This is a genomic window from Streptomyces sp. NPDC030222, from assembly GCF_055573115.1.
The window spans coordinates 137,757-164,679 of sequence record NZ_JBVICA010000003.1 but is presented as its reverse complement, the minus strand read 5'-3'; the positions used below and the strand labels follow the sequence as shown (position 1 = coordinate 164,679).

The 26,923-nt window shown below is 70.9% G+C and carries 26 protein-coding genes, 1 pseudogene and 1 riboswitch; of the genes and pseudogenes, 14 read left to right on the top strand and 13 right to left on the bottom strand.

What is annotated here, in order from left to right; translation table 11 throughout:
- The first annotated feature begins 209 nt into the window (after positions 1–209).
- Both ACZ4Z5_RS05555 and ACZ4Z5_RS05550 read left to right on the top strand, forming a co-directional pair.
- Positions 210–1,730, top strand: a complete 1,521-nt coding sequence (locus ACZ4Z5_RS05555; protein WP_468257019.1) for a hypothetical protein — start codon at positions 210–212, stop codon at positions 1,728–1,730.
- Between the two features lie 209 nt (positions 1,731–1,939).
- Positions 1,940–2,836, top strand: coding sequence for a hypothetical protein (locus ACZ4Z5_RS05550; protein ID WP_468257017.1), 897 nt, complete (start codon positions 1,940–1,942; stop codon positions 2,834–2,836).
- A gap of 391 nt (positions 2,837–3,227) precedes the next feature.
- Here ACZ4Z5_RS05550 and ACZ4Z5_RS05545 read toward each other — a convergent pair.
- From ACZ4Z5_RS05545 to ACZ4Z5_RS05530, 4 genes and pseudogenes are all read right to left on the bottom strand, one after another.
- Positions 3,228–3,366 (bottom strand): annotated as a pseudogene (locus ACZ4Z5_RS05545) (MBL fold metallo-hydrolase); the annotation flags it as partial.
- A gap of 56 nt (positions 3,367–3,422) precedes the next feature.
- The gene (locus tag ACZ4Z5_RS05540) at positions 3,423–4,454 is read right to left on the bottom strand and encodes a hypothetical protein (RefSeq protein ID WP_468257015.1); all 1,032 of its coding nucleotides are present in this window, start codon (positions 4,452–4,454) and stop codon (positions 3,423–3,425) included.
- 334 nt (positions 4,455–4,788) lie between these two features.
- Positions 4,789–6,042 (bottom strand): MBL fold metallo-hydrolase, encoded by a 1,254-nt coding sequence (locus ACZ4Z5_RS05535; RefSeq protein WP_468257013.1) that lies wholly within the window; start codon positions 6,040–6,042, stop codon positions 4,789–4,791.
- Positions 6,043–6,171: 129 nt separating this feature from the next.
- Complete coding sequence (locus ACZ4Z5_RS05530; RefSeq protein WP_468257010.1) at positions 6,172–6,624, bottom strand: PPOX class F420-dependent oxidoreductase; 453 nt, start codon at positions 6,622–6,624, stop codon at positions 6,172–6,174.
- A gap of 113 nt (positions 6,625–6,737) precedes the next feature.
- Between ACZ4Z5_RS05530 and ACZ4Z5_RS05525 the strand changes: the two genes are divergently transcribed.
- From ACZ4Z5_RS05525 to ACZ4Z5_RS05515, 3 genes are all read left to right on the top strand, one after another.
- Positions 6,738–7,334 (top strand): carboxymuconolactone decarboxylase family protein, encoded by a 597-nt coding sequence (locus ACZ4Z5_RS05525; protein WP_468257007.1) that lies wholly within the window; start codon positions 6,738–6,740, stop codon positions 7,332–7,334.
- A 144-nt stretch (positions 7,335–7,478) separates the two neighbouring features.
- Positions 7,479–8,657 (top strand): Glu/Leu/Phe/Val dehydrogenase dimerization domain-containing protein, encoded by a 1,179-nt coding sequence (locus ACZ4Z5_RS05520; protein ID WP_468257005.1) that lies wholly within the window; start codon positions 7,479–7,481, stop codon positions 8,655–8,657.
- Between the two features lie 76 nt (positions 8,658–8,733).
- Positions 8,734–9,237: a GNAT family N-acetyltransferase gene (locus ACZ4Z5_RS05515; protein ID WP_468257002.1), complete on the top strand. Its 504-nt coding sequence runs from the start codon at positions 8,734–8,736 to the stop codon at positions 9,235–9,237.
- On the opposite strand, the gene ACZ4Z5_RS05510 is transcribed toward ACZ4Z5_RS05515, so the two are convergent.
- Positions 9,227–10,414 (bottom strand): FAD-dependent monooxygenase, encoded by a 1,188-nt coding sequence (locus ACZ4Z5_RS05510; protein ID WP_468257000.1) that lies wholly within the window; start codon positions 10,412–10,414, stop codon positions 9,227–9,229. The genes ACZ4Z5_RS05515 and ACZ4Z5_RS05510 overlap by 11 nt on opposite strands.
- A 109-nt stretch (positions 10,415–10,523) precedes the next feature.
- Here ACZ4Z5_RS05510 and ACZ4Z5_RS05505 point away from each other — a divergent pair, with 109 nt between their 5' ends.
- The 3 genes from ACZ4Z5_RS05505 to ACZ4Z5_RS05495 are packed head-to-tail and all read left to right on the top strand — an operon-like array spanning position 10,524 to position 12,348.
- Positions 10,524–11,252: a TetR/AcrR family transcriptional regulator gene (locus tag ACZ4Z5_RS05505; RefSeq protein ID WP_468256997.1), complete on the top strand. Its 729-nt coding sequence runs from the start codon at positions 10,524–10,526 to the stop codon at positions 11,250–11,252.
- A gap of 42 nt (positions 11,253–11,294) precedes the next feature.
- Positions 11,295–11,915, top strand: a complete 621-nt coding sequence (locus tag ACZ4Z5_RS05500) for a TetR/AcrR family transcriptional regulator (protein WP_468256994.1) — start codon at positions 11,295–11,297, stop codon at positions 11,913–11,915.
- A gap of 37 nt (positions 11,916–11,952) precedes the next feature.
- Positions 11,953–12,348, top strand: coding sequence for a hypothetical protein (locus ACZ4Z5_RS05495; RefSeq protein ID WP_468256991.1), 396 nt, complete (start codon positions 11,953–11,955; stop codon positions 12,346–12,348).
- Positions 12,349–12,468: 120 nt separating this feature from the next.
- Here ACZ4Z5_RS05495 and ACZ4Z5_RS05490 read toward each other — a convergent pair whose 3' ends face one another.
- Together ACZ4Z5_RS05490 and ACZ4Z5_RS05485 are read right to left on the bottom strand one after the other, a co-directional pair.
- A complete protein-coding gene (locus ACZ4Z5_RS05490) occupies positions 12,469–13,470 on the bottom strand; it encodes a DUF6745 domain-containing protein (RefSeq protein WP_468256989.1) in 1,002 nt (333 codons plus the stop codon).
- Positions 13,471–13,523: 53 nt separating this feature from the next.
- A complete protein-coding gene (locus ACZ4Z5_RS05485) occupies positions 13,524–13,850 on the bottom strand; it encodes a hypothetical protein (RefSeq protein ID WP_468256986.1) in 327 nt (108 codons plus the stop codon).
- A gap of 236 nt (positions 13,851–14,086) precedes the next feature.
- On the opposite strand from ACZ4Z5_RS05485, the gene ACZ4Z5_RS05480 reads away from it, so the two are divergent.
- The 5 genes from ACZ4Z5_RS05480 to ACZ4Z5_RS05460 are packed head-to-tail and all read left to right on the top strand — an operon-like array spanning position 14,087 to position 19,208.
- Positions 14,087–15,040, top strand: coding sequence for an STM4015 family protein (locus ACZ4Z5_RS05480; protein WP_468256984.1), 954 nt, complete (start codon positions 14,087–14,089; stop codon positions 15,038–15,040).
- The gene (locus ACZ4Z5_RS05475) at positions 15,037–16,164 is read left to right on the top strand and encodes an STM4014 family protein (RefSeq protein ID WP_468256981.1); all 1,128 of its coding nucleotides are present in this window, start codon (positions 15,037–15,039) and stop codon (positions 16,162–16,164) included. The genes ACZ4Z5_RS05480 and ACZ4Z5_RS05475 overlap by 4 nt, the downstream gene beginning before the upstream one ends.
- 1 nt (position 16,165) lies before the next feature.
- Positions 16,166–16,981, top strand: coding sequence for an STM4013/SEN3800 family hydrolase (locus ACZ4Z5_RS05470; protein ID WP_468257678.1), 816 nt, complete (start codon positions 16,166–16,168; stop codon positions 16,979–16,981).
- A complete protein-coding gene (locus tag ACZ4Z5_RS05465; protein ID WP_468256978.1) occupies positions 16,978–18,330 on the top strand; it encodes an STM4012 family radical SAM protein in 1,353 nt (450 codons plus the stop codon). The genes ACZ4Z5_RS05470 and ACZ4Z5_RS05465 overlap by 4 nt, the downstream gene beginning before the upstream one ends.
- A gap of 5 nt (positions 18,331–18,335) precedes the next feature.
- A complete protein-coding gene (locus ACZ4Z5_RS05460) occupies positions 18,336–19,208 on the top strand; it encodes an STM4011 family radical SAM protein (RefSeq protein ID WP_468256975.1) in 873 nt (290 codons plus the stop codon).
- 116 nt (positions 19,209–19,324) lie between these two features.
- Here the strand turns inward: ACZ4Z5_RS05460 and ACZ4Z5_RS05455 are convergent, their stop codons facing one another.
- Together ACZ4Z5_RS05455 and ACZ4Z5_RS05450 are read right to left on the bottom strand one after the other, a co-directional pair.
- On the bottom strand, positions 19,325–20,128 hold the full coding sequence (locus ACZ4Z5_RS05455; protein WP_468256972.1) for an SGNH/GDSL hydrolase family protein: 804 nt from the start codon (positions 20,126–20,128) through the stop codon (positions 19,325–19,327).
- A gap of 143 nt (positions 20,129–20,271) precedes the next feature.
- Positions 20,272–21,219: a M23 family metallopeptidase gene (locus tag ACZ4Z5_RS05450; RefSeq protein WP_468256969.1), complete on the bottom strand. Its 948-nt coding sequence runs from the start codon at positions 21,217–21,219 to the stop codon at positions 20,272–20,274.
- A 4-nt stretch (positions 21,220–21,223) separates the two neighbouring features.
- Positions 21,224–21,383: riboswitch (cyclic di-AMP (ydaO/yuaA leader) on the bottom strand.
- A gap of 510 nt (positions 21,384–21,893) precedes the next feature.
- Between ACZ4Z5_RS05450 and ACZ4Z5_RS05445 the strand changes: the two genes are divergently transcribed.
- Positions 21,894–22,712 (top strand): tyrosine-protein phosphatase, encoded by an 819-nt coding sequence (locus tag ACZ4Z5_RS05445; protein WP_468256966.1) that lies wholly within the window; start codon positions 21,894–21,896, stop codon positions 22,710–22,712.
- A gap of 28 nt (positions 22,713–22,740) precedes the next feature.
- On the opposite strand, the gene ACZ4Z5_RS05440 is transcribed toward ACZ4Z5_RS05445, so the two are convergent.
- The 4 genes from ACZ4Z5_RS05440 to dxs all read right to left on the bottom strand — a co-directional run bounded on the left by ACZ4Z5_RS05440 (position 22,741) and on the right by dxs (position 26,889).
- Entirely contained in the window at positions 22,741–22,887 is a 147-nt protein-coding gene (locus tag ACZ4Z5_RS05440) for a DUF6126 family protein (protein ID WP_468256964.1), read from the bottom strand.
- A gap of 1 nt (position 22,888) precedes the next feature.
- On the bottom strand, positions 22,889–23,524 hold the full coding sequence (locus tag ACZ4Z5_RS05435; RefSeq protein WP_468256962.1) for a helix-turn-helix domain-containing protein: 636 nt from the start codon (positions 23,522–23,524) through the stop codon (positions 22,889–22,891).
- An 87-nt stretch (positions 23,525–23,611) separates the two neighbouring features.
- A complete protein-coding gene (locus tag ACZ4Z5_RS05430; protein WP_468256959.1) occupies positions 23,612–25,009 on the bottom strand; it encodes an aspartate aminotransferase family protein in 1,398 nt (465 codons plus the stop codon).
- The gene (gene dxs, locus ACZ4Z5_RS05425) at positions 25,006–26,889 is read right to left on the bottom strand and encodes a 1-deoxy-D-xylulose-5-phosphate synthase (protein WP_468256956.1); all 1,884 of its coding nucleotides are present in this window, start codon (positions 26,887–26,889) and stop codon (positions 25,006–25,008) included. The genes ACZ4Z5_RS05430 and dxs overlap by 4 nt, the downstream gene beginning before the upstream one ends.
- Positions 26,890–26,923 lie beyond the last annotated feature (34 nt).

The window sequence follows — 26,923 nt, the reverse complement described above, 5'->3', positions numbered from 1 at the left end:
GTGGGAACCCGAATCGCCGCCCGGTGGAACATCCCGCGCCGACAGACGCAACAGTGAAACAGCTGTACGGAACCGCTTTCCGCTGCGGCAAGCCAGACTGTCAGCGCCCCTTGTTCCGGTTGGACAACGAGACCGGCGATCGGACCCTCAACAGCCGCGTCGCGCACATCCACGCACGCAGGGAGGGTGGCCCCCGATGGAACCCCCGCATGTCGGACGAGGCGAACCGCAGCGGGCAGAACCTGCTCCTGCTATGCATCGAGCACTCGTACGAGATCGATGAAAACGCCGCCCGGTTCCCTCCGGAGATGCTGCGGGAGTGGAAGGCGGCGCAACTGGCCGAGCACGACCAGATTCAGCGGTCGTGGCACCTGAACAACGATGAAGTCGCGGAAGCATCCGTGCTCTCCTTCGACCCCCATCAGCTGAGCATCGCCACGGCCAGTGCGACAACGGTCATGGCGGCGGCCCGGGCAGTAGGGAAGATGGTGAGCGTCGGTCGCCATCGACGTCGCCTCGCGCAACAAGCGGCTCAGGATTGGCAGGCATTGCGTCTCCACACGAACAGGACGATGCCCGTCTTCGATCTGGACGGGGACCGCCTGACCGTCGAGCCGTCCAGGGCAGAGACCAAGCCCTACCAGGATGCGCTGGAAGGAGCTCTCGCCGCGAGCCAGGCCGAACTAGAACCCCTGGCCGTAGAGGTCGTTGCCGAGCTCCACGCCGTATCTGCCGCCGACCAAAGTCTCGGGCCGTGGTGCGACTGGGTAGAACGACGGGTCGAAGAACTGATTGCCGCAGCAGGTCGATGGCCAGGACGGCCGCCGACCGAGGACGACCAGGCATGGCCAGACGCGGTCGCCGAGCTGCAGCGCGCCTCAGCGGCCCTGAGCGCCGCCTGGCGAGGGGACCGGACAGTCTCCCCGCCAGAGCCGACCCTCGCCGTCTCTGGACCGGTCGAAACAGACCAACAGCGTGCGGTGCGGGAGCACTGGGAACTACTGGAATCGGCAGGCCCCTGGGGCCGGGTGAAGCACCGTGACTATGACGCGGCGCTGTACGCACGCCTGATCGAGGCGCTGCCTTTGGCGAACGCTCTTCCCCCCGTGCCATCGCTGACGGCGATGGGGCTAGACGTTACGGCCCGGCGTGCGGCGACTGTGGCCCGCAACGCCGACGAGACCACCTACCGTGCCCTCATTCGTCAGGCCAGCGAGCAGACGCCTCTGGCTGCCTCGGTTGTTCTGCTCCAGCATCTCGGCACCATCGCGAAACAGCAGGGTCGCGAGGCACTGCAGGATGCGGCAGCCGCCGAAGCCACGAAACTCCTGCTGGCTGAAGACTGGAAGGCTCCCACTGCCTGGGCGGACAACAGCAATTACGCACGACGGCTGCTTGCATGGACTGCGGGTGCCAGCCACGGCGGAGAAGTTCGAGAGACCCTGGAGACAGCACTCGAGGGAAACCCAGACTTGCTGCCGGCGATGATCGAAGCGATGGGGCAGTGGGGCGAGACCTTCAGCCGTGACGGAACCGATGCGACTCGGATATTCCAGCGAATCTCGGAATTGCCGGATTGGTTCCCTGCGGGGTTGGTCGCAGATCTCATCAAGCAGATGTTCCCAGCGGTCTCTGCAGCCGACGAGTTTGGCAGCGAGCGATACAGCGACGTGGTGCAGCGACTCGCCAGCCAGATCCTGCGGATCGCCGAGGGCAACAGCAACGAGTGATAACGCGGGTCCGTCCTGTGTTGCTCGGCCGAGGGGGAGTTCGCGGACCGGCCAGCCGAAGCGTGCCAGAGACCCGAGGGATCTTCAGAGGTAGTCGACGAACAGGCAACTCTCCAGCACCACACGTGCCAAGACGAGGGTCGACCAGACCGGCGGGGGCTTCCGGAACTCGATCGCCCCTGTAGTGCATCGGCCGTTACCGTCCTCCTATGGACGATTCCCTCACCTTCGAGAGCTTCTGGGCCGGCGCAAAGAAGTCAGCGCACAAGGCCATGGACGACCATGCGCGAGGAGAATACGACGAATTCGCCCTCCATGCCGGAGTTTCTGTAGAGCGCCTATGTAAGGCCGTCCTGGTCTCAAAGAACCCGATCTACATCGCGGAGATGAAGGGCAGCGCGGAGATGCTGTTTCATCTCGGCGGACATCGCGTCGCCAGCAAGGTCCGCACGATCGGCGCCGCAGAGGCCATCGCCCGCCTACGCACGCTGAATGTCCTCCCCGTCGACCGGAAGTTGGACCTCCTGATCGACCTGCGCAACGGCGTCGCCCACGCCTCGACGGGCAACCAGGCCAAGGGATTGCTCTCGACGCTTGCGGCAGCCGTTGCAGCCCTCCATGAGGAATTGGATCAGCCCCTGAACTCCTTCTGGGAGCGGTGGACCGAGTCCGCACGCGTGGCGATCGACCAGGCCGCATCCAAGGTCCATCGCGACGTGCAGGTCCGCATCAGCCAGGCACTCCACAGGTTCAACGATCGCTTCGAGGGCCTCCCTGACGAGGCCAGGGATCTCATCGTGCGGGCTCAGATGTCCCCGTACAACGAGGAGCTCCCTGTCACGCTTGATGATGGTCGAAGGGTTGTCCTACGTCTTGTGGGAACCGGCTGTCCCGCGTGCACAAGCAAAGCCTCAGTCTTCTTCGACGAACAAGCTGAGTCGCCCAACGCGCTCTTGATGGTTCCCCGATCCCTCAAGTGCTTCACATGTGGACTGACTCTGGACACCTTGGATGAGATACATGCATCCGGTGTGCGCGTCAAGCCGCTCATGTTCCCCTCGCGGGAGTACGTTGCGGCCGAGTTCGGAGAAACACACCAGGGCTGACGCACCGCGCCCCGGCACCCCGCCGGGGCTTTCCCGTTTCCCTGTGCCGGATCTTCCTACCCCCGCCCCGCTGGGGGGAGACCACTGACTTTGGCCTGCTCACGTCCCTCGCTTCTGCCGAGGAGACCGAGAACCCTGCCGACACAGCCAAGATGATCGGCAGCTCCGCGCGCCCGCTGTCTCAGCTGCCCATGATGCGTGTTCGGACGACAAGTGGGTGCGGCCCCTCTAGCGTCGGCAAGGGCCTGAACTGCTGGGCACCTGCCGAACACTCCCGGCGAGGCGCACCGTCCAGCGCACGCACCAAGCGGTCGCGCTCCTCGCCCGGAAGACGAGCCAGTAGGCGCATGATCCCATCGAGGTCATCCTCGCTCGCCGTCACCGACCGCCCAAGGTCGAGATCACGCTTGGGGACTTCGGCAGGAGCCTCGACCGGTTGGGGCCTACGCCACGGGTGAGCGATCGGATGGGACACAGCCCGCCACCACGGCTTCTCTGGCAGCTTCCCGAGGCTCGAACGGACGCGGGAACCCTCCCCGGCCCCGGTAGACAACTTCGATGCGCAAGCGGGGCCGAAGCCGGTCGCTCAGAGCGAGAAGGTCCAGGGGTCGTCGTACGGTTCGGGCTTTTCGGGGTGGATCATGCAGCGGATACAGCGCGAGAGTCCCGGTTCACCGGTTCCGGCGGCGGCGTACATCCACGGCAGGGTGTCCATGGCGTGTGCGCGTTCTTCTGTAGCGAAGGTGTCGATGGTCTGGTGCAGGTCCTCGGGGGCGGGTTCGTCCGTGAGGCAGAGCCAGCCGATTGCCGCGGCCAGGCGGACTTCGGGGGCCTCTGTCCGGTCTTGCCACCGCTCGCGGAACCACGAGACGGCCGGCGGCTGTACGTGAGCTCGGGCGGTCTCGGCGACGGCGAGGAGCAGGGCGGCGCGGACCATGGCGTCATGCTCGGAGGCGAACCTGGTGGCGAGGGCGGTTCGGACCGTGTGGTCGGGGTCGGCGGCGGTGGCCAGGGCGTAGGCGGCGTCGATGCGGATGGTGGGGTCGGAGTCGTCGAGAAGCCGCAGGAGTACGGGTGTTCCGGCGGTGATCGCGGCTCGGGCGGCGGCCACCGACCAGCCTGCCGGGTAGCCGCTCACCTCGACGCCGTAGTCGTCGTAGTCGTCTGGGGCGTGGCGCCGAGGATCGTTGCGGTGGAGCAGGAGTTCATCGCGGGAGACGACTCCGAAGTGCCGGGCGCGGGCCGGGCCGGAGAGTACGGCGAGGGCAGCGGCACGGTGCGGGTGGTGGGCATCGGCAGCGACGGGAATCAGGAACGGTACGGCCAGGGCGGCGGCGGCCCGGCTGTCGTTGGCACACAGGCCCCCCAGCACGCCCGGCGCGCGGCTAGCGGGGTCCTCGCCGGCGCGCAGCAAGTGAACGGCCTCCCGGGCATCGTCCCCGTGAGGGAAATTCCCCCACGGGACGGCGTCGAGGAGCAACCTGCTGTGGGCACCAGACTGGATGCCGGCCACCACCGCCCGCACATCGAACGCGCCTCCCGCGAACGAGGCCAGATCCGCTCCGTCCACCAGCGCCCGGCACATCGCGAACGTCGGATCGGTCCGCCAATCCCTCACACCACACCCCCACCATCGAATCCCCAGAGACTCGGTCATGCCTTGCCCGACCGCCCCCGCCGGCCGACTACGGGAAGAGGCACATCCCGACACCCACGAACCGCCAAGCATCCAGAAGATCCGTATGAGACTGCAGCTCAGCGATCGACGATGCGCGTTCGGACCACAACTCGGGACGGGCCCTGCGAGGTCGGCAAGGGTCTGAACCGCTGGACGACGGCCGCTTGCTCTCTGCGGGGTTCCCCGTCCAATGCCCGCAGCACTCGGTCGCGCCCCTCGGACGGCAGACGCTCCAGCATCCGCGCGACCTCGGCAAGGTCGCCACCGACCGACGTCACCGCTCGCCCGCAAGGTCGAGATCATCGCTGCGCGACTCGGCGACCTGCTCGGCAGGCCGGGGGCGACGCCACGGATGCGCGATCGGATGCGACACCGCCCGCCACCACGGCTCCACAGGCAGCGTCCCCGCGGCCTCGAACGGCTCGCCAGGACGGGGGAACGCCACCGCTTGGCCAGCCTCCTCGGCCTCGTACTTCGTCCACTCCCCAGGCTCCGCCCAGGCATGGAGAGCAAGGTTGAAGGTCGCCCAGTGGATCGGGAGCAGAACACCACCCGGCTGACCTCCCTGCAGGTCAAGGTGAGCCTGCACCCCCTCAGCCGGCGACATGTGAATGTCGGGCCAGGCCCCAGGAAGCGGCGTATAGTCCGTGTGGTTCTTGGGCCAGAACTCGCTGTAGGCACCGATCTGGATCATCGTGGCATCGAAGGGGCCGTGTGCGGCGCCTATCTCCTGGAAGCCCGGGAAGTATCCGGTGTCACCGCTGTGGTAGATGCGGTGCTCGGGGCCGCTGACCACCCAGGATGCCCACAGGGTGTGCTGGGTGTTGCGCAGACCGCGGCCGCAGAAGTGCCGCGCCGGGGTGGCGGTGAACCGGATGCCGGCCACCTCCGCCGACTCGTGCCAGTCCAGCTCGCGCAGCCGGCCGACCGACACCCCCCATCGTTCGAGGTGCGCCCCCACGCCGAGCGGCACGGCGAACACGGTGTCCGTGGTGGCCAGGGCCTTGATCGTGGGCAGGTCGAGATGGTCGTAGTGGTCGTGCGAGATCACCACGACGTCGACCGGGCCGAGCTCGGCGAGCGGCACCGGCACGGGGTGGAGCCGCTTGGGACCGACGAACGGGAAGGGGGAGCAGCGGTCGCCCCAGACCGGGTCGAACAGCACCCTGCGCCCGTCGATCTCGGCGAGCACGCTGGAATGTCCCATCCAGGTCAGACGCAGCCCCGAGGCCGGCGGGCGGGCCAGATCGGCAAGGGTGGTGCGGTGCACGGGTATGGGGGCCGCGGGGGTGCGCTTGGCGCGCTCCTCCTTGCGGAAGTACCCCTTGGCGAACTCCGCGGTCGACCCGGAGGGCCTGGTCCGGGCGGGGACCGGGTTCCGGAACACCCCGTCGGCGAAGTTCGGTGAACGCCGGATCCGCTCCATGCGCTCCCCGGAAGGGTCGGCTCCGAAGCCCGCGGGCCTGAGCGAACGGAGCCGGGCGCGCAACGGGGACCGCGACGGGGACGGGGATCCAGCGCTGGTCACAGCACCTCCTGGGGCACCTGGGGGCATTCGTGTAGTCCCATTATGTGCGGGGACAACGGTGGGGCGGACGGAAGAGTTCCAGGCCTGGGACCGATGTCGCGGGGCCTGGAGGCGAGCCGGGCGCACGCTTCAGCCGCCGGCCTGCCCGTACACCCTTTCGACATGGAGGCGCAGCACGAGCCTGCGGTCCTTCACCATGGCGCGCCGGTAGTCGTCCCAGTCCGGATGCTCGCCCTGGAGGTCGCGGTAGAGGCGGACCAGCTCCTCGACCGTACCGTCGTGCGGGTCGGCGGCCACGGGGGTGAGCTCGGCGGTCCCCTCGGCGACCGCGTAGGACCAGCGGTCGGAGCTGGTGACGTGGTAGCTCGCCCGCGGGTCGCGGCGCAGGTTCCGGGTCTTTGCGCGGTCGTCGGTGACCGAGACACGGATGACGCGCTCGTCGGGGTAGTAGGCGTGGATCACATTGGACAGCTGCGGCCGGCCGTCCTTCTTCAGCGTGACGAGGACGCCGCCCTTGTGGGTGGCGATCAGCCTCAGCAAAGAGTCCTGTCGCCGGTCGGTCGTGTGCTCGGAATCGGTCATGTGGGTCTCAACAGTGCGGGACGCGCACGGATTCCGCGGCCGTGTCACATTCCGCGGCGTCCGCCCGTCGTACTCGTGAACGGACATAACCGAGGAGTTCGAAGGAGGCCGTCATGGCCCGTGTCTCACTGGAACCGCGCCGCACCGTGTTCTTCCGTCTTGCGGAGTGGTACTCGAAGCGGATGTACGGAGCGGTGCTCGATCCCGCCAAGGTCCTGGGCCACCAGCCACAGGTGCTCCGGGCCGATCTGCGTTTCGAGCAGGCGGTCGCCAAGTGGAACAAGCTCGACCCCGGCCTCAAGGCGCTCGCCGAGATGACCGCGGCGGCGGCCATCGGATGCAGCTGGTGCATGGACTTCGGTTACTGGGAGAACAGCCGGCACGGCGTCGACCCGCGCAAGCTGCGCGATGTGCCGGTGTGGCGCGAGAGCGGTGTGTACACGCCGCTGGAGCGGGATGTCATGGCGTACACGGAGGCGGTGACCGCCACGCCGCCCGAGGTGGACGACGAGGTCGCGGAGCGGCTGCGTACGGCTCTGGGCGAGCCGGCGTTCGTGGAGCTGACCGCCATGGTGGCGGTGGAGAACCTGCGCTCGCGGATCAACTCGGCCCTGGGGCTGACCAGCCAGGGCTTCAAGGACTCGTGCGAGGTGCCGCTCGGCCGCGGTCCGGCGGCCGCCGGGACGGTGGGCGCGGAGGGGTCGCGCTGAAGCGGGATGTACGCCGGCAACGGCGTCCGCGTTGACAGGGGGCGCGACCCGTCCTGATACTGATCAGTTGTTCAGTACCAGCAATACTGACCAATGGTTCAGCACCAGGACGTCAACCGCCCCCTCCGAGGAGATCCCCGGCCGATGACCAGCCCGTTGCTCACGCTCACCTGGACGGACCATGTCACCGGCCGCCGGGGGTACCTGGTCGTCGACCGGCTCGTCCGCGGGGTGGCGAGCGGCGGGCTGCGGATGCGCGAGGGCTGCACCCTCGAGGAGGTCGCGGGCCTGGCCCGGGGCATGACGATGAAGGAGGCCCTGCACTACGAACCGGCGTGCCGCTACGTCCCGCTGGGCGGGGCGAAGGGCGGTATCGACTGCGATCCGCGCGACCCCGGGGCGTACGGGGTGCTGGTGCGCTACCTGCGGGCGATGCGCCCGTACATCGAGCATATGTGGACCACCGGCGAGGACCTGGGGCTCACCCGGGACCTGGTGGACCGGGCAGCCGCGGACGCGGGTCTGGTGTCGAGCGTGCAGGCCGTGTATCCGCTGCTCGACGACCCGGCGGAGGCCAGGAAGCGGCTGGCGGACGCCTTCGCCGTGGAGGTCGACGGGATCGGTCTCGACGAGCTGGTCGGCGGCTGCGGCGTGGCGGAGGCGACGCTCGCGGCCCTGGACCGTGCGGGGGTGCCGCGCTCCGGGACACGGGTGTCGTTGCAGGGCCTGGGGACCATGGGCGGGGCGACGGCGCGCTTCCTGGCCGGCGCAGGGCTCAGGGTCGTCGCCGTGGCGGACGTCAAGGGGACCGTCGCGCACCCCGACGGGCTGGACGTCGAGGCCCTGCTGGCCGCCCGCGACGCCTTCGGCACGGTGGACCGCTCCGCGCTGCGGCCCGGCGATCTCGAGCTGGACGGCGACGCCTGGCTCTCCGCGGACGCCGAGGTACTGGTCCCCGCAGCCGTCTCGTACACCGTCGACGCCGTCAACCAGGCAGAGATCAGGGCCCGGTGGATCGTCGAGGCGGCGAACATGCCCGTACTGCCGGACGCGGAGACCCTGCTGGCAGCCCGCGGTGTCACCGTGCTGCCGGACGTGGTCGTCAACTCCGGTACGAACGCCTGGTGGTGGTGGACCCTCTTCGGGGACGTCGGTCCGTCCGCGGACGAGGCGTTCGGGAAGGTGGGACGCTCCGTGCGCCGCCTGGTGGAGCAGATGCTGACCCGTGCGGAGGCCGACTGCTGCTCCCCGCGGGCCGCCGCACACGCCATCGCGGCAGACCGCCTCCCCGTGATCGCGGAACGGTTCGGCACATACCGCTGAGCTTCCGCCGGGCACCAGGGTCCGTGCGCCGGAATCACGTTGCCGCCGGCCCGCCCCGCGGTTAACGTCGCCTGCCATGACCACCCCCGAGCTCGGCTCCGCGCGACTGTCCCTCCGGCCCTACCGGCCCACCGACGAGGAGGACTTCGTCGCCCTCTTCCAGGACGAGCACGTCTCCCGGTGGATGGGTGACGGGCGGCAGGGCGAGGCCGCCGACCGGGCGCTGTTCGGGCGGGTGTTCACCCATGTCTACGCCAAGGACGCGTTCGACGTATGGGCCGTCCACCAGGGCGACGCCTATGTCGGTCATGCCGAGATCAAGCCGACCGAGGAGACCGGCGGCCATGAGATCGTCTACGCCCTCGGCCGCGCGCACTGGGGTGCCGGGCTCGGCACCGAGCTCGTCCGCCTGCTCGTGGACCACGGCTTCGGAACGCTCGGCCTGACCGCGGTGCACGCCACGGTCGCGGAGGACAACGAGCCCTCCCTGGCCCTGTTGACCCGCCTCGGCTTCCGGCACGTACGGGACATCGAGGAGCAGGACGGCAGCACCACGCGGCTGCTCACCCTCATACGGTGAGGCCGAGCGCCGCCGGGTAGTCGGGCAGGTCGACCGCGGTGGCCTTCTGCCCCTCCCTCAGCATCCAGTTGAGCAGGAAGGGCCTGCTCAGCAGGGTGTTGCGGGCCCGGAGCGCAAACCGGCCGCCCGGCGCCAGGAAGGCCCCCGTGCGGTCGCCGCCCTTCTGGCAGCCCTGGGCGTAGTCGCGCAGCCGGCGCTCGTACCGGGCGAAGGCGGTCCGGTGGTCGCCCTCGGCCAGTGCCAGTTCCCCGGCGAGCACATACGCGGCGACCATGGCCGTACCCGTGCCCATGCCGCCGATGGTGGCGCCGCACGCGGCGTCCCCCAGGAGGGCGGTACGGCCGGTGGACCAGGTGTCCACATCGGCCCTGCTGATGGCGTCGAAGTACAACTCGTCCGCGTCGCGCAGGGAGTCGAGGAGGCGGGGCACCTCCCAGCCGATGCCGGCGAACGCCCGCCGGATCAGGTGCTTCTGCTGCTCCGGATCGCTCCTGTCGTACTCGAGCCGGGGCGATGCGAAGACGAAGAACGCGCCGGCCTTCGTCGGGTCCCGGTGGTCGCCGCCGACGGAAGCCAGGCGACCGGGCGCGTTGTGCCCCAGGAAACCCCGGTCGAGTCCCAGGTGATTGGGCAGTTCCCAGGTCGCCGCGTAGTGGCCGAGGTGCCGCACGAACCGTTCCTCGGGGCCGAAGGCCAGGCGGCGCACGTTCGAGTGCAGGCCGTCCGCGCCGATGACCAGGTCGAAAGTACGCGGGGCGGCGTGACGGAAGCCGACGTCGACGCCGTCGGGGGTCTCGGTGAGGGCGGTGACCGAGTCACCGAAGACGTACTCGGCATACGGGCGGCTGTGGTCGTGGAGCAGCAGGGCGAGGTCGCCGCGCAGGACCTCGATGTCCCCACCCGCGAACTCGGCGGGCAGCCGCAGCAGTCGGCGGCCCTTGTCGTCGACGAACGTCATCGGGCTGCCGCCGGTGCGTATCTCGCGCAGCGCCGGAAGGACTCCCATGCGGGCCAGCACGGTCAGATGGGTCTCGCCCCGGAAGTCGACGGCCCGGCCGCCGGTGCGCAGCGCGGGCGCGAGTTCGACCACCGTGGGCTGGTAACCGTAACGGCCGAGCCAGTACGCCAGGGCGGGGCCCGCGACGCTCGCACCGGAGATCAGGACTTTCCTGCTCATGGATCGTCTCCTCGCACTGAAACTGTGTCCATGGGACACCATTTCTCTGTGTGTACGGTAGACGCAGTTTCAGCGTGAAGGCAAGGCGGGGCCGGAGGGCACGGGCGCGATGACCGAGCAGTGGAAGAAGACCGTGCAGCTGCTGTGGGGGCCTCACCCCAGACCGTCACGCGGCCCCAAACCGGCGCTCAGCCTGGACCGCATCGCCGGGGCGGGCATCCGGATCGCCGATGCGGAAGGCCTCGCGGCCCTGTCGATGCAGCGGGTCGCCGAGCTGTTGGACTTCACGAAGATGTCGCTCTACCGGTATGTGCCGGGGAAGGCCGAACTGATCGCGCTGATGGTGGAGCACGCCATCGAGGAGCCGCCGGCGCCACCCGCCGCAGACGACCCGACGGCAGGAGACTGGCGGGACGGTCTCGGCGCCTGGGCACGCCGGCTCGCGGAGGTCTTCGACCGGCATCCGTGGCTCCTGGACGCGACCGTCGGCCCCCGGGTCATGGGCCCCAGGGAACTGGCCTGGATGGAGAGCGCCGTCGCAGCACTCGACGGAACCGGCCTCACGGGCGCCGAACGGATGGACGCCGTGGCGCTGCTCGCCGGTCATGTGCGCGGGATCAAACAGCAGACGCGCGCGGCAGGTCCGAAGGCCGACACCGAGGCGCAGCTGTTCGCCCCACTGGGCCATGTGCTGGCCGCCCACGGCGGACGCTACCCGGCGATCACCGCCGCACTGACGTCGATGGCGCAGACCGGCGGGCAGGACCAGGCCCTGGAGTTCGGACTCCAGCGCATCCTCGACGGACTGGGCTCCCTCGTCGCACAGCGAGCGGAATGACCCCGTGCCCCCCGGCACCGCGTCAGGAACTAGGCTGACACAATGGCCAGAGTCCGGTTGAACGTGGAGGAACGGCGCGAAGAACTGCTGCGCGCCGCCGTCGAGCAGATTCAGGTCCGCGGTGTGGCCGCCGTGCGGATCGCGGACGTCGCTTCCGCGCTCGGCGTGAGCAACGCGCTCGTGCTCTACCACTTCTCGTCCAAGGAGAAACTCGTCGCCGCGGCCTTCCGGTACGCCGCCGAGGGCGACCTCGCGCATCTGCGCAAGCTGCTCGGCCGCCGCACCACCGCGGTACGCCGGCTCCGCTCCGCGGTCCGCTGGTACGCCCCCACCGGGCAGGCCAAGGGCTGGCGGCTCTGGATCGACGGCTGGGCCGCCGCCCTGCGCGAGCCGGCGCTGCGCGAGGTGACCCTCGAACTCGACCAGCGCTGGAAGGCGGCTCTCGCCGAGGTCATCGCCGAGGGCGCCGCCACGGGCGAGTTCCGGTGCGCGGACCCGCTCGCCGCGGCCTGGCGGCTGACGGCCCTCCTCGACGGCCTGGCGGTCCGCATGACGTCGTACCCGGGTTCGCTGCCCCGGCCGACGATGCTCGGCTGGACGGACGAGGCGCTGGCCCGTGAACTGGGCCTGGACCGAGCGGCCCTCACGGCCACGGCCCGCTGACCATCGGCGCGTTCCCCGTGCCTCCCGCGCCGGGGCGGTGTCCCGGCACCGGCATCGCGCGGCTCAGGACGAGCTGCTGCCGCACGACGAACTGCTCCCGCAGGACGAACTGCTCCCGCAGGACGAACTGCTTCCGCAGGAAGAGGAGCTGCTTCCGCACGAGGACGAACCGCCGTCGGACACAGGTCCGTGGTCGCTGCCACCGGAGTGGTGGTACGAGGGCGAGCCGTCCGGGCCGCCGTTCACCCACCAGGAACCGGACGTGTCCGTGGTCGTGCCGCCGCCCGAACCCTGCCCGCCGCCCGACGGCGTGGACGCCACACCGTCCACGGCACGACGCCAGGCCCAGCGCGCGAACAACCACACGACGGCGTTGAGCGCAGCGATGAACGCCAGGATGACGAGAATTATCACAGGCACCTCCTTCGGGTGATCGCAGTATGCTCGCGCCTTCTCCGGCTGAAGCGCGAGCTGAGGAACATCAGAGGTTGCCGCTGCCGGGCGGCGGTCCGGGCGTTGCACTCCTGGCGCGAACAAAGACCCTGGCGCGGCGTCAGGTCTGGTGCAGCGGCTCGTACGCGTCCGCCGCCAGACCGAACGTCCAGGCGACACCCTCGCGGGCCGTCCTGGTGACGGGCGGGACTCTCAGCCAGTACGTGCGGTGCGTTCCGTCCGGCTCCGGTGTGGAGTTGACGACCTCCACCATGACCACGGTCTCGTCGCCGTCGAGTTCGATGCGCCATAGCACACCCGTCTCGTCACGGTGCACCGGCTGGGCACCGGACTCGTCGAGGTAGCGCTCGTAGCCGTAGAACTCCAGCATCACCCGGCGGAGTTCCGCGTTCTCCTCAGTGCGTATCCGGTCCGGGGTGAGCTCGTGGAGGAAATCCGCGGGAACGGGCATACCGCGCCAGGAGTACAGCGCGAACCCGTCCGGGAACGCGAGGGCCGGACCGTCGCCGCGGTCCAGCCGGCCGGCTTCGTCACGGTGGAGTTCGGCGGGCCGCTCGCAGATCACGACCGTCTTCTCGTAGGGCCACCACCAGCCCGCGTGCCGGGCCACCCGGGCAAGGCCGTCGAGGCGGTCGCTGCGGCCGTCGAACGCGGCGAGCCAGGCGGCGTCGTGCTGGCCGAGCACCGCGTCGAGCAGCACCAGGCGGACGTCCTGCTCGGCGTCCGGTCCGTCCGCGAGAGCGTCCACGACTCCTGCGCGTATCCGGTCGGCGAGCGCGCGGGTCGTGCCCCACAGCGCCGCGCCGGTGGCAGCCCACCGCTCGCCGTAGCCGACCGGGCCCAGTTCGTCGTGGAGTCTGCGGCGTTCCCCGGCCCACGGCTTCGTCCGCACGTCGTCGCGGACGGAGCGTCCCGGATCGCCCGACTCCCGCAGGGCCACCACCGCCGCGCGGGGCGAGGCAGCCCAGATGATGCGCTGCGGATCCGCCAGGCCCGCCGTTCGGTAGGCGATCCGCACGCCCTCCTCGGCGGCCGCGCGGTCCGCCGGTCCGGTCGCCGCCGCAACGGCCCGCCACTCGTCGGCGTGCTGCGTGAGAGTCATCGTCCCCGTCACCTGTCTCCTGTCCCCGTGTCCTCGTCGCTTCGCGGTGCGGTTCAGTCCGCCACGATCCGGACCGCGCCCGGCACGTACTCACGCTGGCGCACCACCCGGAACCAGCCCTTCGGCAGCGGTATCGCCGCGTGCTCCTCGTGCACCAGCCGTCCGCCCCGCGGGAGGTGCAACAGCATCGGCCCGAACGGCCCCGCCTCGCGGACGAGCCGGCCGGGACCGTGGATCGCGTGCGCATGGCCGGTGACCTCGCCGAGCGCGAGCACCAGACGGCCGCGTCCGTCCCGCGGCTCACCAGGGGCACCGACGACGTGCGACGGCACGGCCTCCCCCTCGACGGGCACGACCAGGACGTCTCCCTGCCGGTACATGGCTCTCCCCTCGGCACGCCGGCACCGAGTGCGCCGGGCATGGGAAAAACGCTAGACGCGGGGTCTGACACCGCGCCCGGACGGGCCACCGGGCACCGGGCGTCCCGGGAGGAACGGGGCGCAGGACGGGCGGGCACGTGCGGGGCCGACGCCCCGGGGGACGCGTTGTCGGTGGCGCTTGGTAGAACTGCTGGCGATCGACCGACCACCGTCGTCCACCGTCAGGAGCAGCTCGCATGACCATTGGGGACCACCTGCGGGGGCTGGGCGGCCTGGCCGCGTACGACTTCCCGGGACCCGGCGGTGAGCCGGCGGATCTGCCGGACGCGGGCGCGGTGGCCTGGCGGATCTCCGCCGACGTCTACGACTCCGACGAGTCGTGGACCGAGGCCTTCGCCCGGTTCTGCGCGACGGTCGACACCGGGCGGGTGCGCGCGCTGGTCGTCGGCGCCTGGGAGGAGGCGTACGACAGCTCGAACGCGGAGGTCGTCTCCGCTCTCGTCGAGGCGCGCGACCGGCTGCCGGAGCTGGGCGCACTCTTCGTCGGCGACATGGTCTACGAGGAGTGCGAGATCTCCTGGATCAACCAGTCGGACGTGACGCCGCTGCTTAACGCCTACCCGGAGCTGCGGGAGTTCGGTGTGCGCGGCGGTGCGGGCCTGGAGTTCCCCGCCGTGAAGCACGAGCGGCTGCGCCGCCTGACGGTGGAGACCGGCGGCCTCTCCGCACAGGTGGTCCGCGGCATCGGCGCGAGCGACCTGCCCGCACTGGAGCATCTCGACCTCTGGCTGGGCACCTCGTGGTACGGCGCCGACACCGAGGTGCCGGACCTGGAGCCGTTCCTCTCCAGCGCGCGGCTTCCGCTGCTCCGTCACCTCGGCCTGCGCAACAGCGAGATCCAGGACGAGATCGCGGCCGCGCTGGCCGGCGCCCCGGTCGTCGCCCGGCTCGGGACCCTCGACCTGTCCATGGGCACGCTCGGCGACGAGGGGGCCGCGGCACTGCTCGAAGGCCAGCCCCTGACCCATCTCGGCACGCTCGATCTGCACCACCACTTCATCGGGGAGCCGATGCAGCAGCGGATACGCCAGGCCCTCGAACCGGCGGGAGTGGTGGTCGACCTCGGCGACGCCAACCGCTCGTCGCGTGATGCGGCCCGCGAGGACCGGTACACCGCGGTGGCGGAGTGACACCCACGGCCTTCGCGGTCGTCGGCAATCCCGCCAACCGGCGCGTGGCGCTGTTCCAGGACGCCGTACGGACGGCCGGACTGCCGGCCGCCCGGATCGTTCCGTGGCTCGACGTGCTGCGCGGGCAGGCCCGCTTCCTGCCCGGGGAGACCGTCCGGATCGACTCACCGGGCGAGGACCCGGAGGTCGAACGGCTGCTGCGCGGAGTGCGGGACACCACCCGGGTCGAAGGCACGGCCCTTTGGTACCGGCGGTTCACGGCGGCCGTCCGGGACGTGGCGGGCGCGGTGCGGGAGGCCGGCGGCACGCTGCTGGACGACCCGGACGACATCGCCGTGATGTTCGACAAGAGGCTGTGCCACGGGGTGCTGGCCGCGGCCGGGATTCCGGTGCCCGCTTCCCCGACGTCCGGACCGGCGGCGCCGGCGGTGCTCGGCTGGGACGATGTGCGCACCGTACTGGCGGGCCGCGGCTTCGGGCGGATCTTCGCGAAGCTCGCCCACGGCTCGTCGGCGTCCGGGGTGCTCGCCGTCGAACGGGCCGGCCGCGGCCGGTTCCGCGCCACGACCTCCGTGGAGCGGACACCGGACGGCCGGCTGTTCAACTCGCTGCGGGTGCGCTCGTACACCCTGGAGCACGAGATCGGTTCGATCGTGGACACGCTGGCCCCGGACGGGCTGCACATCGAACGCTGGTGGCCCAAGGCCTCCGTGCGGGGACGGGCCGCGGATCTTCGGGTGGTCGTAGTGGCCGGCCGGGCCACCCATGTCGTGGTACGGACGAGCCGCACCCCGCTGACGAACCTGCACCTCGGCGGGGAGCGCGCCGATCCGGCCGAGGCCGCGGCGGCCGTCACGGCGGCGGGCGGCGACTGGGGCGCGGTGCTCGGCATCTGCGAGCGGGCCGCGGCCCGCTTCCCCCGCACGCTGTGCGTCGGCGTCGATCTGCTGCCGTCGACCGGCTGGCGGCGGTTCGCCGTCGGGGAGGTCAACGCGTTCGGCGACCTGCTGCCGCGGCTGAGCGGGCTGCCCGGCCGCGACGCCGACGGTATGGACACCTGGGCGGCACAGGTCGCCGCGGTACTTCGTACGACAAGGAACCACCATGCCCGAGCCCATTCCTGACATGAACCAGGTCGTGGGACGCGACGATCTGCTGCTCGTCACCCTCGACACGCTGCGCCACGACGTCGCCGTCCGGCTGGCTGCCGAGGGCCGCATCCCGAACCTCACGGCGCTGCTGCCCGGTGGTGTCTGGGAGGAGCGGCACGCGCCCGGGAACTTCACCTACGCCTCGCACCAGGCGATGTTCGCGGGCTTCCTGCCCACTCCGGCGGCACCGGGCCCCCATCCGCGGCTGTTCGCGGCCCGTTTCGCCGGCAGTGAGACGACCGGGGGCCGCACCTGGGTGTTCGACACACCGGACCTGGTGTCGGCGCTCGCAGGCGAGGGCTATCGCACGGTGTGCATCGGCGGGGTCGGCTTCTTCAACAAGCAGGGCCCGCTGGGCTCGGTGCTGCCCGGAATGTTCCAGGAGAGCCACTGGGAGCCGGAGTTCGGGGTGCCGTCCCCGACGTCGTTCGAAGCGCAGGTGGCCAGGGCGGAGCAGGTCGTCGCGGGGCTGCCGCGGGACCGGCGGCTGTTCCTGTTCGTCAATGTCTCGGCGCTGCACCAGCCCAACTGGTTCCATCTGCCGGGCGCGACTCGCGAGGCCGGTGACTCCTGGGAGACGCACGCGGCCGCGCTGGAGTACGTCGACCGGCACATCGGCCGGCTGTTCACGGCGATGAGCGGCCGTCGACGCTGTTTCACGATCGTCTGCTCCGACCACGGCACCGCGTACGGCGACGACGGCCACACCGGGCACCGCCTGGGCCACCCGTCCGTGTGGACGGTGCCGTACGCCCAGTTCTTCCTGGACCCGGCAGAGGACGCGGCATGAAGGGCGGGAACGGCGAGCACCCCGTGGACCGGCCCCGTCCGTACCGGAGCTACGTGTACGCCTATCCGCACAAGACCGCCTACCGGCCGCTCGGCGACCGGTCGGCGGCGCTGCGCGACCTGTGGCGGGGTGAGCCCAAGGACTCCTTGTCGCTGTATCTCCACATACCCTTCTGCGAGGTCCGCTGCGGGTTCTGCAACCTCTTCACGCGTATCGGCGCACCAGGCGAACTGGCCACGCGCTACCTCGACGCACTGGACCGCCAGGCCGTCGCCGTCCGTGACGCGCTGGGCGACGAGGGGCCGGTCCGGTTCGCCACGGCCGCCTTCGGGGGCGGCACGCCCACGTTCCTCACGACGGACGAGCTGACCCGGCTGTGCGACATCGCCGAGCAGCGCATGGGCGCCGATCTGCGTGCCGTGCCGCTGTCCGTCGAAGCGTCGCCCTCGACCGCCACCGCCGACCGGCTGGCCGTGCTGGCCGCGCGGGGCACCACCCGGCTCAGCCTCGGAGTGCAGACGTTCGTCGACGAGGAGGCCGCGGCGGCGGTCCGGCCGCAGCGCCGGGCCGACGTCGAGACCGCCCTCGGCCGGATCCGGGATGCAGGTTTCCCCGTCCTCAACATCGACCTGATCTACGGCATCGACGGCCAGACCGAACGGTCCTGGCGCGCCTCCCTGGACGCGGCGCTGACCTGGCGCCCCGAGGAGCTGTACCTGTATCCGCTGTACGTCCGGCCGCTGACCGGTCTGGCCCGGCGCACCGCCGTCACCGACGCCGCCTGGGACGAGCAGCGGCTGCGGCTGTACCGGCAGGGCCGCGACCATCTCCTGGCGAACGGCTACGAGCAGCTGTCGATGAGGATGTTCCGCCGCACCGACGCGCCGCCCCAGGGCGCGGACGACTACGCATGCCAGACGGACGGCATGATCGGCCTGGGATGCGGCGCCCGCTCGTACACCTCCACGCTCCACTACTCCTTCGACTACGCGGTCGGGACGGGCGCCGTGCGGACCATCATCGACGAGTACACGGCCACACAGGACTTCTCGCGCGCCGTGCACGGGCGGTACGTCGACGGGGACGAGGCCCGCCGGCGCCATCTGCTCCAGTCCCTCCTGCAGGCCGAGGGCATGGACCGGGCCGGGTACCTCGCACGGTTCGGTGCGCTGCCGGAGGAGCACTTCGCCGCCGAGCTGGAACGTTTCGCGGAACGCGGCTGGCTCGACGGCTCGGCGGCGGACCGGCTACGGCTCTCCCCGGAGGGCCTGGCCCACTCGGACGCGCTGGGCCCCGAGCTCTTCTCCCCCGCGGTACGGGCCGCGATGTCCGCGTACGAGGTCAGGTGACCTCCGTGGACCTCACGATCCTCTACCGCGGTCCGCTGGCGTCCTGCGACTACGACTGTCCGTACTGCCCGTTCGCCAAACGCCGCGACAGCCGCGAGCAGCTGCGCGCGGACCGTACGGCGCTGGAACGTTTCGTGGACTGGGCCGCCGGCAGCGAAGACCGGCTGTCGGTGCTCTTCACCCCCTGGGGCGAGGGCCTGGTGCGCTCCTGGTACCGGCGTGCGCTCACCGAGCTCTCGCACCTGCCGCACGTCCGCCGGGTCGCCATCCAGACCAACCTGAGCTGCCGCACCGACTGGACCGCGGAGGCCGACCTCGGCACGCTCGCGCTCTGGTGCACCTACCACCCGGGGCAGACCCCCTGCGACCGCTTCCTCGCCAAGTGCCGTGAGCTGGCCGGCCGCGGGGTCCGCTTCAGCGTCGGTGTGGTGGGCCTGCCCGCCCATCTGGGCGAGGCTCGGCAGCTGCGCGCGGCCCTGCCGTCCCATGTGTACCTGTGGGTGAACGCGGCCGAAGGCCACGTGTACACCGACGAGGAGGCCGCGCTGTGGACGGCACTCGATCCGCTGTTCCCGTACAGCCGGCACCCGCACCGTTCCGCGGGCCTGCCGTGCCGCACGGGCGAGTCCGTGATCTCGGTGGACGGCGACGGGACGGTACGCCGCTGCCATTTCGTCCGCACCGGGCTGGGGAACCTCTACGACGGCTCCTACCGCTCCGCCCTGCGTCCCCGGGCCTGCCCGCTCGCGGTCTGCGACTGCCACATCGGCTATGTGCACCTGGAGTCGCTGCCGCTCTACGACGTCTTCGCCGGCGGTGTCCTGGAGCGGATTCCCGCGGCCCCGGCGGACGGCCTCGGGCACCCCGCCGTGCCCTGACCGGTGCACCTCCCCGGGGCGGGTCCGGCAGGAGAGGACCGACCGGCCTGATCGCCTGCGGGGCACCGGGCCGGCGTCCGGCGGGATCCTCGGGCGCGCGCGGCGGGACGGTCGGATCAGAGAGGCAGGAGGTCCGGGCGTTTCGGCTCGACGCGGTCCCCGGAGGACTCGCCGCGCAGCCGGCGGCCGATCCAGGGCACCAGGTGTTCCCGGGCCCACTGGATGTCGTCGCGCCGCACCTCGAGCGTTCCCCGCGGCGGCTCCGGGGGCCAGGGCTGGTCGGGGTCGGCGGGAACGTCGAGCCCGAGGACCTGGGCGGCCCGGAGGGCGACGCGGGTGTGCCCCTCTGGCGAGAGGTGCAGCCTGTCGTCGTCCCAGGCCCTCCTGTCCTGGACGGACTTCAGGGACCACAGGTCGAGCACCGGGCAGTCGTACCGGTCGGCGATGGCCCGGACGTGCGCCGTGTAGGTCGCGATCTTGCCGCGCAGATGGCGGAGGACCGGCACTCCGCGGGTGTCGAAGCCGGTGGTGACCATGACGGTGCCCACGGCGGACGTGAGGTCGGCGACGGCCCGCTCGAAGCGCTCGGCGACGTCGTCGGGGTCGCTGCCGGGCCGGATGATGTCGTTGCCGCCGGCGCAGAAGCTCACCAGGTCCGGGGCGAGTTCCCTGGCCCGGGGCACCTGCTCGGCGACGATCTGGTCGAGCAGCCTGCCGCGCACGGCGAGGTTGGCGTACCGGAAGGTGTCGTTGTTCTCGGGCAGCCGGTCGGCGAGGAGCACGGCGAACCGGTCGGCCCATCCGACGAACCGACCGTCGGGGCCGGGGTCGCCGACTCCTTCGGTGAAGCTGTCACCGACAGCCGCGTACGACCCGATGACGGTTCTGTCCTGGTGTGTTGATCTCGAATCGTCTGCCACATCGACACATCATTCACCCCTGGAAGTGACCTACGCCACCGTAAGGAGGGGTTGACGACGGGTGAGATAGACCACCCGAACGGTTTCGGCCTGCCGGGAATACCGCGAGGTACCCGGCAGGCCGAACGGTCCGCGTTCCTGCGTCAGATGGTGACGCCGTGCTGGCGGAGGTAGGCCAGCGGATCCAGGTCCGAGCCGTAGTCCGGAGTGGTCCGGATCTCGAAGTGCAGGTGCGGACCGGAGGAGTTGCCGGTGCTGCCGGACAGGCCGATCTGCTGGCCCGGGCGCACGGTCTGCCCCGCCGAGACGGAGAGGGAGGACAGGTGGGCGTACTGCGAGTAGCGGCCGTCGGCGTGCTTGATGACGACCTGGTTGCCGTACGCGCCGGCCCAGCCCGCCGAGACGACGGTGCCGGCGCCGACGGCCTTGACGCTGGTGCCGGTGGGGGCGGCGAAGTCCACGCCGGTGTGGTAGCCGCTGGACCACATGGCGCCCGCCATGCGGTACGGGGTGGTGACCTGCGCGGCGACCGGGGCCACGAAGCCGGCGGCGCTCGGGGCGGCGGCCGTGTCGCCTGCCGCACCGGCGGGCGCGGCGGGCTTGGACTCGGCAGGGGCGGCCTTCGCGGGAGCGGCGACCTGGGCGGGAGCGGACTTGGCGGGGGCCCACGCGGTGCGGGTCGGCGTAGTGGCGGCCCGGTTGCGGCCGGCCTGGTTCTTGGCGCCGAGGGTGAGCTTGGTGCCCGGCTGGATGAGAGCGGGGTCGCCGCCGATGACACGCCGGTTGTCGTTGTAGAGCCGCATCCAGCCGCCGCGCACCTCGTGCTGCTCGGCGATCTTCGACAGGCAGTCGCCGGGGACCACGCGGTAGGTCTTCGGTGCGGCCTGCGGAGCGGCGGCCTTGACGGTCGCCGGGGCGGAGACTGCGGCGATGTGCCGGGGTGCCACGGCGGGGGCGGCCGCGGGGGCGGCGGCCTGGGCTCCGACGGTGCCGATGAGCGGGATGGCGAGTGCGGCGCCACCGGTGCCGGCCGCGACGAAGCCGCGGGTGATCGGCGTGGACTTGGGACGACGGTGCTTGCCCTTGGGCATGGCGCATTCCTCTCCTGCGCCTGCGAGGTGAGCTGTCGGGTTCGGGCTGGAGATGCCCGGCCGCGCCGAGGCGCGACTTCACCCCGAGCCGTCCCGGTGCGGACACCGGCACGGCGGCTTACCTGGTTCCCCCGCTCCTGCCGCAAAGGTGGTGGGTGCGGTATTCCGGGCGGCGGCAGGATTCGGCGGTCCGCCCGGATTCGACGGCGACGCTAAACGAATGGGGCGGCACGGACAAGGAGTGCATTTTCGGTACGGCATAGCAGAGCGGAAATCATGCCGGAATTCCGGTGACACTCCGTTTATTTCCGATCATTGAAACCAATGCGACCCTTGGGACTTGGGCCCCCAGGACGGACACATACCGTCACAGATGAGATCCTGCTCACCCGGGCCGATACCGGGAATTCCCTCCCCATTACAGATATGGAGCCTTATGGAGAGTTCACTCTAAAAACCCTCAAATCGGACAGTTCACCCTGATTCGGCTTTTCCATCCGGAAGGTCGTCGGGAAGGCCATCCGGAAGACGACCCGGAACGCCGCCCGGGGCGCCGTCGGGGGCGCGAAGGGGCTTTGCGCACCTCGAGAAGGTTGCCCGAGGAACCTGTGTCGTATCGTCTGACAAAGCCACGGCGATCAGGCGCCGCCGGCAGGGACACTTCAGGAGCCCCCGTGACGCAGCAGATTCCGCAGGTGTCGTCGGCCGAGCGCGAGCCCGAGCTCGCCGGAGTGCGGAACTTCCGTGACGTGGGCGGACTGCCGACCGTGGACGGCAGGAGGATCCGCTACGGACGGCTCTACCGCAGTGGGCACCTGGCGCACGCCACCGACACCGACGCCTCGTTTCTCGCCGCACTGGGGCTGCACACGATCTTCGACTTCCGCAACTCCGCCGACCAGAAGCTGGAGGGACCCGACGTCGCCCTGCCGGGCGTGCGGAACGTCAACATCCCGCTGTCCGACCCGGCCGACGGCGCCGAGTTCTGGAAGATGGTCCGCGACGGGAGCATCGACGAACTGCGTGACATCCTCGCCGACGGCAAGGCGGCGAAGCGCATGTCCGACTCCTACCGCGAGATCATCACGCAGCGCACTGCCGAACACAGCCGCGTCCTTCACGCGTTGGCGGAGGACAGCGTCCCCGCCCTGATGCACTGCGCGGCCGGCAAGGACCGCGCGGGCCTGTCGATCGCGGTGACGCTGCTCGCCGTCGGCGTCGAGCGGGACGCCATCGAAGCCGACTACCTCAAGTCCAACGACCCGCACCGCCGTTACAAGGTGCACCGCGGCGGGGACCACACGGCCACCATCCCGGACGAGGTGATGGAACTGCTCAGCCCCCTGTTCGACGCCCGCAGCGAGTATCTGGCCTCGGCGTTCACCGCCATCGAGGAGACCTGGGGCTCGACCGGGCGCTACCTCACCGACGGCCTGGGCCTGGCCCCGGAGACACGTGAGCGGCTCCGCGAGCGGCTGGTCGACGGCGGCTGACGACGGCCGGCGGGTCCGGCCTCCCGGGTCAGCGCTGCGCGCCCAGGGTGAAGAGCAGATAGACGAAGGCCGCGAAGAGATGGCCCGCCACGATGTACACGAAGAGGCGGATCGCCAGACCGCGCGGGATGCGCTCCTCGACGTAGCGGCGGGCTGCGGACTTGTCTTCCGGCATGTCAGATCTCCCGGGTTCTGTGCTGTGAGCCGCCGTCGCCGAGACAGAGTCCCGAGGCGGCGGTCTGCAGCAGGGTGTGGACGAACAGCAGCTCGGCACCCTCGGGGGTGACGGCCGCGATGCGGTGCGGGGTGAGCGAGTCGAAGTGCGCGGAGTCGCCGGTGCCCAGCTCGTGCACCCGCTCCCCCAGCACCAGCCGCAGCCGGCCGGAGAGCACGTACAGCCACTCCTCGCCGGGGTGGATCCGCACGAGGTCGCCCTGCGCCCCGTGCGGCACACGGACGTGCAGGGCCTGCATGGCCCTCCCCGGACCGCCGGCCTGCCGGTAGCTCCAGCCGTCGGCCTCCTGGGCCACGCTGCCGGTGGCCCGCAGCACCGCGTGGGGCTCGACGGGGGCCTCGCCGAGTACGTCCGACACCGTCGTACCGTAGACGCGCGCCAGGGCGAGCAGCATCGGCAGCGAGGGCTGCCGATGCCCGGTCTCCAGCCGGGAGAGATGGGCCGGGGAGAGTCCGGCGCGCCGGGCGGCGGCCTCCAGGGTGAGGCCGCCGCGGCGGCGGAGCTCACGCAGCCGGGGCGCGACCTCGGGCAGGCTCTCGGCGGCCTCGCCGGCCCCCGGTCCGGGGTGGTTGGTCATGGCCTCATTGAGCCAGACTCATGCCTCCAGGGCAAATTTCTTGCCTCATGGGCAAAGATGCTCGGGCGGCGGGTGCCGGGGCCGGGTTCAGCGGTTGGCCATGGCCTGCTTGACCAGCGTCTTCCCGAAGTCCCACATGAGGCCGCCACCGGTGTGTGCGTCGTCCATCACCTCGATGAACGCCTCCACGAACCGGTCGACCTCCTTCTCCCCCACGATGAGCGGCGGGATCAGTTTGATCACCTCCAGACGGTCCCCGGAGACCTGGGTGAGGATGCGGTGCCGTCGCAGCAGCGGCACCACGACCATCTGCGCGAACAGTCCCTTGCGGGCCGCCTGGAGCATGGTCCAGCGGCTGCGCAGCTTCAGCGAGTCCGGCCGGCCGAACTCGATGCCGATCATCAGTCCGCGCCCGCGGACGTCATGGAGCAGTTCGTACCGGCCGACCAGCTCGGTCAGCCGGGACTTGAGCAGCTCGCCGGTCCGCCGGGCGTTCGCGACGACGTTCTCGTCCTCCAGCACGGAGAGCACTGCGAGGCCGGCCACCATGGCCTGGGCGTTGGACCCGAAGCTGGCCGAGTGGACGAGCACCCGGTCCATCGACGCAAAGACCTTCTTGAAGATCCAGTCCTTGCCCAGGGTCGCTCCGACGGGCACATAGCCCCCCGAGAGGGACTTGGCCACGCACACCAGGTCCGGTTCGACGCCGTCCCCGTGCTGGTGCGCGTAGAAGTCACCGGTCCTGCCGAGTCCGGTCTGCACTTCGTCGAGGATCAGCAGCGCCTTGTGCCGGTGCAGCAGTTCCCGGGCGGCACGCAGATAGCCGGGCGGTGCCTCGTGCACGCCCTTCCCCTGGATGGGCTCGACGACGAGGGCGGCCACGTCGCCGCGCCTCAGTTCCCTCTCCAGCGCGGACAGGTCGCCGAGCGGGACGGCGGTGTCCGGGAGCAGCGGGGCGAAACCCTCCCGGAAGCAGCGCTCGCCGTTCACCGACAGGGAACCGGCGGTCAGGCCGTGGAAGGCGTGGTCGCAGTAGAGCACCCGGGGTCGCCCCGTGGCGCAGCGGGCGAACTTGAGTGCGGTCTCGACGGCCTCGGTGCCGCTGTTGCCGAAGAAGACCCGGTCCAGGTAGGGGCTCTGGGCGAGCAGCCGCTCGGCGAGCAGGCCGGGCAGCGGCGGGCAGTCGAAGCGGGTGAGGTCGGCGAGCGAGGCGTCGAGGACGTCGTGCAGCGCCTTCCGGACGACCGGGTGGTGCCGGCCCAGCCCCATCACCCCGAATCCGGACAGCATGTCGAGGTAGTCGTTGCCGTCGGCGTCCCAGAAGTACGCTCCCTCGGCGCGTGCGTAGACCTTGTCGAACCCGATGGTGCGCAGCATGCGCGGCAGCTGGTGGTTGAGGTGGCGGGCATGCAGTTCGTACCGCTCGCCGCCGCGTTCGGCCAGCAGTGCCGCCAGGTCGAACGCGGCGGGTGCGCTGTCGGTCATGGTGCCGTCTCCTCCACTGCCAGGGCGGCGCTGATCCGCCCGGCGATCTCCACGGGGGTGAGTCCGATGTCCGCGAGCACCTCGGCGCGTTTGCCCTGGGTGAGGAACTGTTCGGGGATGCCGAAGGTGCGCAGCGGCACGTCCACCCCGGCATCCCCGAGGGCCTGTCCGACGGCCGATCCGACGCCTCCGTTGCGGCTGTTGTCCTCGACGACCGCGACGAGCCGGTGTGCCGCCGCGAGCGGGGCGAGCTCTGCGTCGACGGGTTTGACCCACCGCGGGTCGACGACCGTGCAGCCGATGCCGCGGCCGGTGAGGAGGTCGGCGGCGCGCAGGCATTCCGCGGCGAGCGGCCCCACGGCGACAATCAGCACCTGGGGCCGGCCCGCGGCGCGGTGCAGGACGTCCATGCCGCCGATCCGGTCCACGGCGGGGATGTCGGGTCCCACGGTCTCCTTGGGGAAGCGGACCACGGTCGGCGCGTCGTGCACGTCGACGGCCTCGCGGAGCTGGGCGCGCAGTCGGGCTGCGTCGCGCGGCGCGGCGATCCGCAGGCCGGGCACGACCTGGAGGACCGACAGGTCCCACACGCCGTTGTGGGAGGGCCCGTCCGCACCGGTGACCCCGGCCCGGTCCAGGACGAAGGTGACGCCGCAGCGGTGCAGGGCCACGTCCATCAGGATCTGGTCGAAGGCCCGGTTGAGGAAGGTCGCGTAGACGGCGACGACGGGGTGCAGTCCGCCTGCCGCGAGTCCGGCCGCGCAGACGGCGGCGTGCTGTTCGGCGATGCCCACGTCCCATACTCGGTCGGGAAAGCGTTCGGCGAACGGGCCGAGGCCGGTGGGGTGCAGCATCGCCGCGGTGATCGCCACGATGTCGGGTCGTTCGGCCCCGAGGGCCGCCAGCTCGGCGCCGAACACGGACGTCCAGGACGCTCCGGCGGGCGGCGCGAGCGGCAGGCCGGTGACCGGGTCCATCGCACCGACGGTGTGGAAGTGGTCGGCCGCGTGGTCGAGCGCGGGCTGGTAGCCGCGGCCCTTCTCGGTGATGCAGTGCACCAGGACGGGCCCGTGGAAACGTTTGGCCCGGCGCAGCGCCGACTCGACGGCGGTGATGTCGTGGCCGTCCACCGGACCGACGTACTTCAGGCCCAGGTCCTCGAGCATGCCCTGTGGTGCGAAGGTGTCCTTGAAGCCCTTCTTCGCGCCGTGCAGCGATCCGTAGAGGGGCCGGCCGACGACCGGGGTGTGCCGGAGGACGTCCTTGCCCCAGGCGAGCACGCGTTCGTAGCCGTCGGTGGTGCGCAGGGCGGCCAGGTGGTCGGCGATGCCGCCCATCGTCGGGGAGTAGGAGCGTTCGTTGTCGTTGACGACGATGACGAGCCGGCGGTCCCGGGCGGCGGCGATGTTGTTCAGTGCCTCCCAGGCCATGCCGCCGGTGAGCGCGCCGTCGCCGGTGACGGCCACGACGTGCCCGGTACGGCCCAGGAGCTCGTCGGCCTTGGCGAGGCCGTCAGCCCAGCCGAGGGCGGTGGAGGCGTGGCTGTTCTCGACGATGTCGTGCTCGGACTCCTCCCGGGACGGGTAGCCGGACAGTCCTCCCTTGCCGCGCAGCTTGGAGAAGTCCTGGCGGCCGGTCAGGAGCTTGTGGACGTAGCTCTGGTGCCCGGTGTCCCACAGGATGCGGTCCACAGGTGAGTCGAAGGCACGGTGCAGTGCGATGGTCAGTTCGACGACGCCCAGGTTGGGGCCCAGGTGCCCGCCGGTCCTCGCCACCGTATCGATGAGGAACTCTCTGATCTCCTGTGCGAGTTCGTCGAGCTCGGCCTCGGTCAGCGCCTTCAGGTCCTGCGGTCCCCGGATGTTCTCCAGACCGGTCACGCTCCGGCCCCCTCTCGGATCCTTGTGTGCCGGG

Excerpts from the sequence above, each read along its gene's own strand:
- ACZ4Z5_RS05450 (WP_468256969.1), bottom strand. The coding sequence starts at position 21,219 with ATGCCCAAGGGCAAGCACCGTCGTCCCAAGTCCACGCCGATCACCCGC.
- ACZ4Z5_RS05550 (WP_468257017.1), top strand. The coding sequence starts at position 1,940 with ATGGACGATTCCCTCACCTTCGAGAGCTTCTGGGCCGGCGCAAAGAAG.
- ACZ4Z5_RS05555 (WP_468257019.1), top strand. The coding sequence starts at position 210 with ATGTCGGACGAGGCGAACCGCAGCGGGCAGAACCTGCTCCTGCTATGC.
- ACZ4Z5_RS05530 (WP_468257010.1), bottom strand. The coding sequence starts at position 6,624 with ATGACCGATTCCGAGCACACGACCGACCGGCGACAGGACTCTTTGCTG.
- ACZ4Z5_RS05490 (WP_468256989.1), bottom strand. The coding sequence starts at position 13,470 with ATGACTCTCACGCAGCACGCCGACGAGTGGCGGGCCGTTGCGGCGGCG.
- ACZ4Z5_RS05440 (WP_468256964.1), bottom strand. The coding sequence starts at position 22,887 with ATGCCGGAAGACAAGTCCGCAGCCCGCCGCTACGTCGAGGAGCGCATC.
- ACZ4Z5_RS05500 (WP_468256994.1), top strand. The coding sequence starts at position 11,295 with ATGGCCAGAGTCCGGTTGAACGTGGAGGAACGGCGCGAAGAACTGCTG.
- ACZ4Z5_RS05470 (WP_468257678.1), top strand. The coding sequence starts at position 16,166 with ATGAACCAGGTCGTGGGACGCGACGATCTGCTGCTCGTCACCCTCGAC.
- ACZ4Z5_RS05465 (WP_468256978.1), top strand. The coding sequence starts at position 16,978 with ATGAAGGGCGGGAACGGCGAGCACCCCGTGGACCGGCCCCGTCCGTAC.
- ACZ4Z5_RS05520 (WP_468257005.1), top strand. The coding sequence starts at position 7,479 with ATGACCAGCCCGTTGCTCACGCTCACCTGGACGGACCATGTCACCGGC.
- ACZ4Z5_RS05515 (WP_468257002.1), top strand. The coding sequence starts at position 8,734 with ATGACCACCCCCGAGCTCGGCTCCGCGCGACTGTCCCTCCGGCCCTAC.
- ACZ4Z5_RS05435 (WP_468256962.1), bottom strand. The coding sequence starts at position 23,524 with ATGACCAACCACCCCGGACCGGGGGCCGGCGAGGCCGCCGAGAGCCTG.
- ACZ4Z5_RS05485 (WP_468256986.1), bottom strand. The coding sequence starts at position 13,850 with ATGTACCGGCAGGGAGACGTCCTGGTCGTGCCCGTCGAGGGGGAGGCC.
- ACZ4Z5_RS05510 (WP_468257000.1), bottom strand. The coding sequence starts at position 10,414 with ATGAGCAGGAAAGTCCTGATCTCCGGTGCGAGCGTCGCGGGCCCCGCC.
- ACZ4Z5_RS05430 (WP_468256959.1), bottom strand. The coding sequence starts at position 25,009 with ATGACCGACAGCGCACCCGCCGCGTTCGACCTGGCGGCACTGCTGGCC.
- ACZ4Z5_RS05480 (WP_468256984.1), top strand. The coding sequence starts at position 14,087 with ATGACCATTGGGGACCACCTGCGGGGGCTGGGCGGCCTGGCCGCGTAC.
- ACZ4Z5_RS05505 (WP_468256997.1), top strand. The coding sequence starts at position 10,524 with ATGACCGAGCAGTGGAAGAAGACCGTGCAGCTGCTGTGGGGGCCTCAC.
- ACZ4Z5_RS05525 (WP_468257007.1), top strand. The coding sequence starts at position 6,738 with ATGGCCCGTGTCTCACTGGAACCGCGCCGCACCGTGTTCTTCCGTCTT.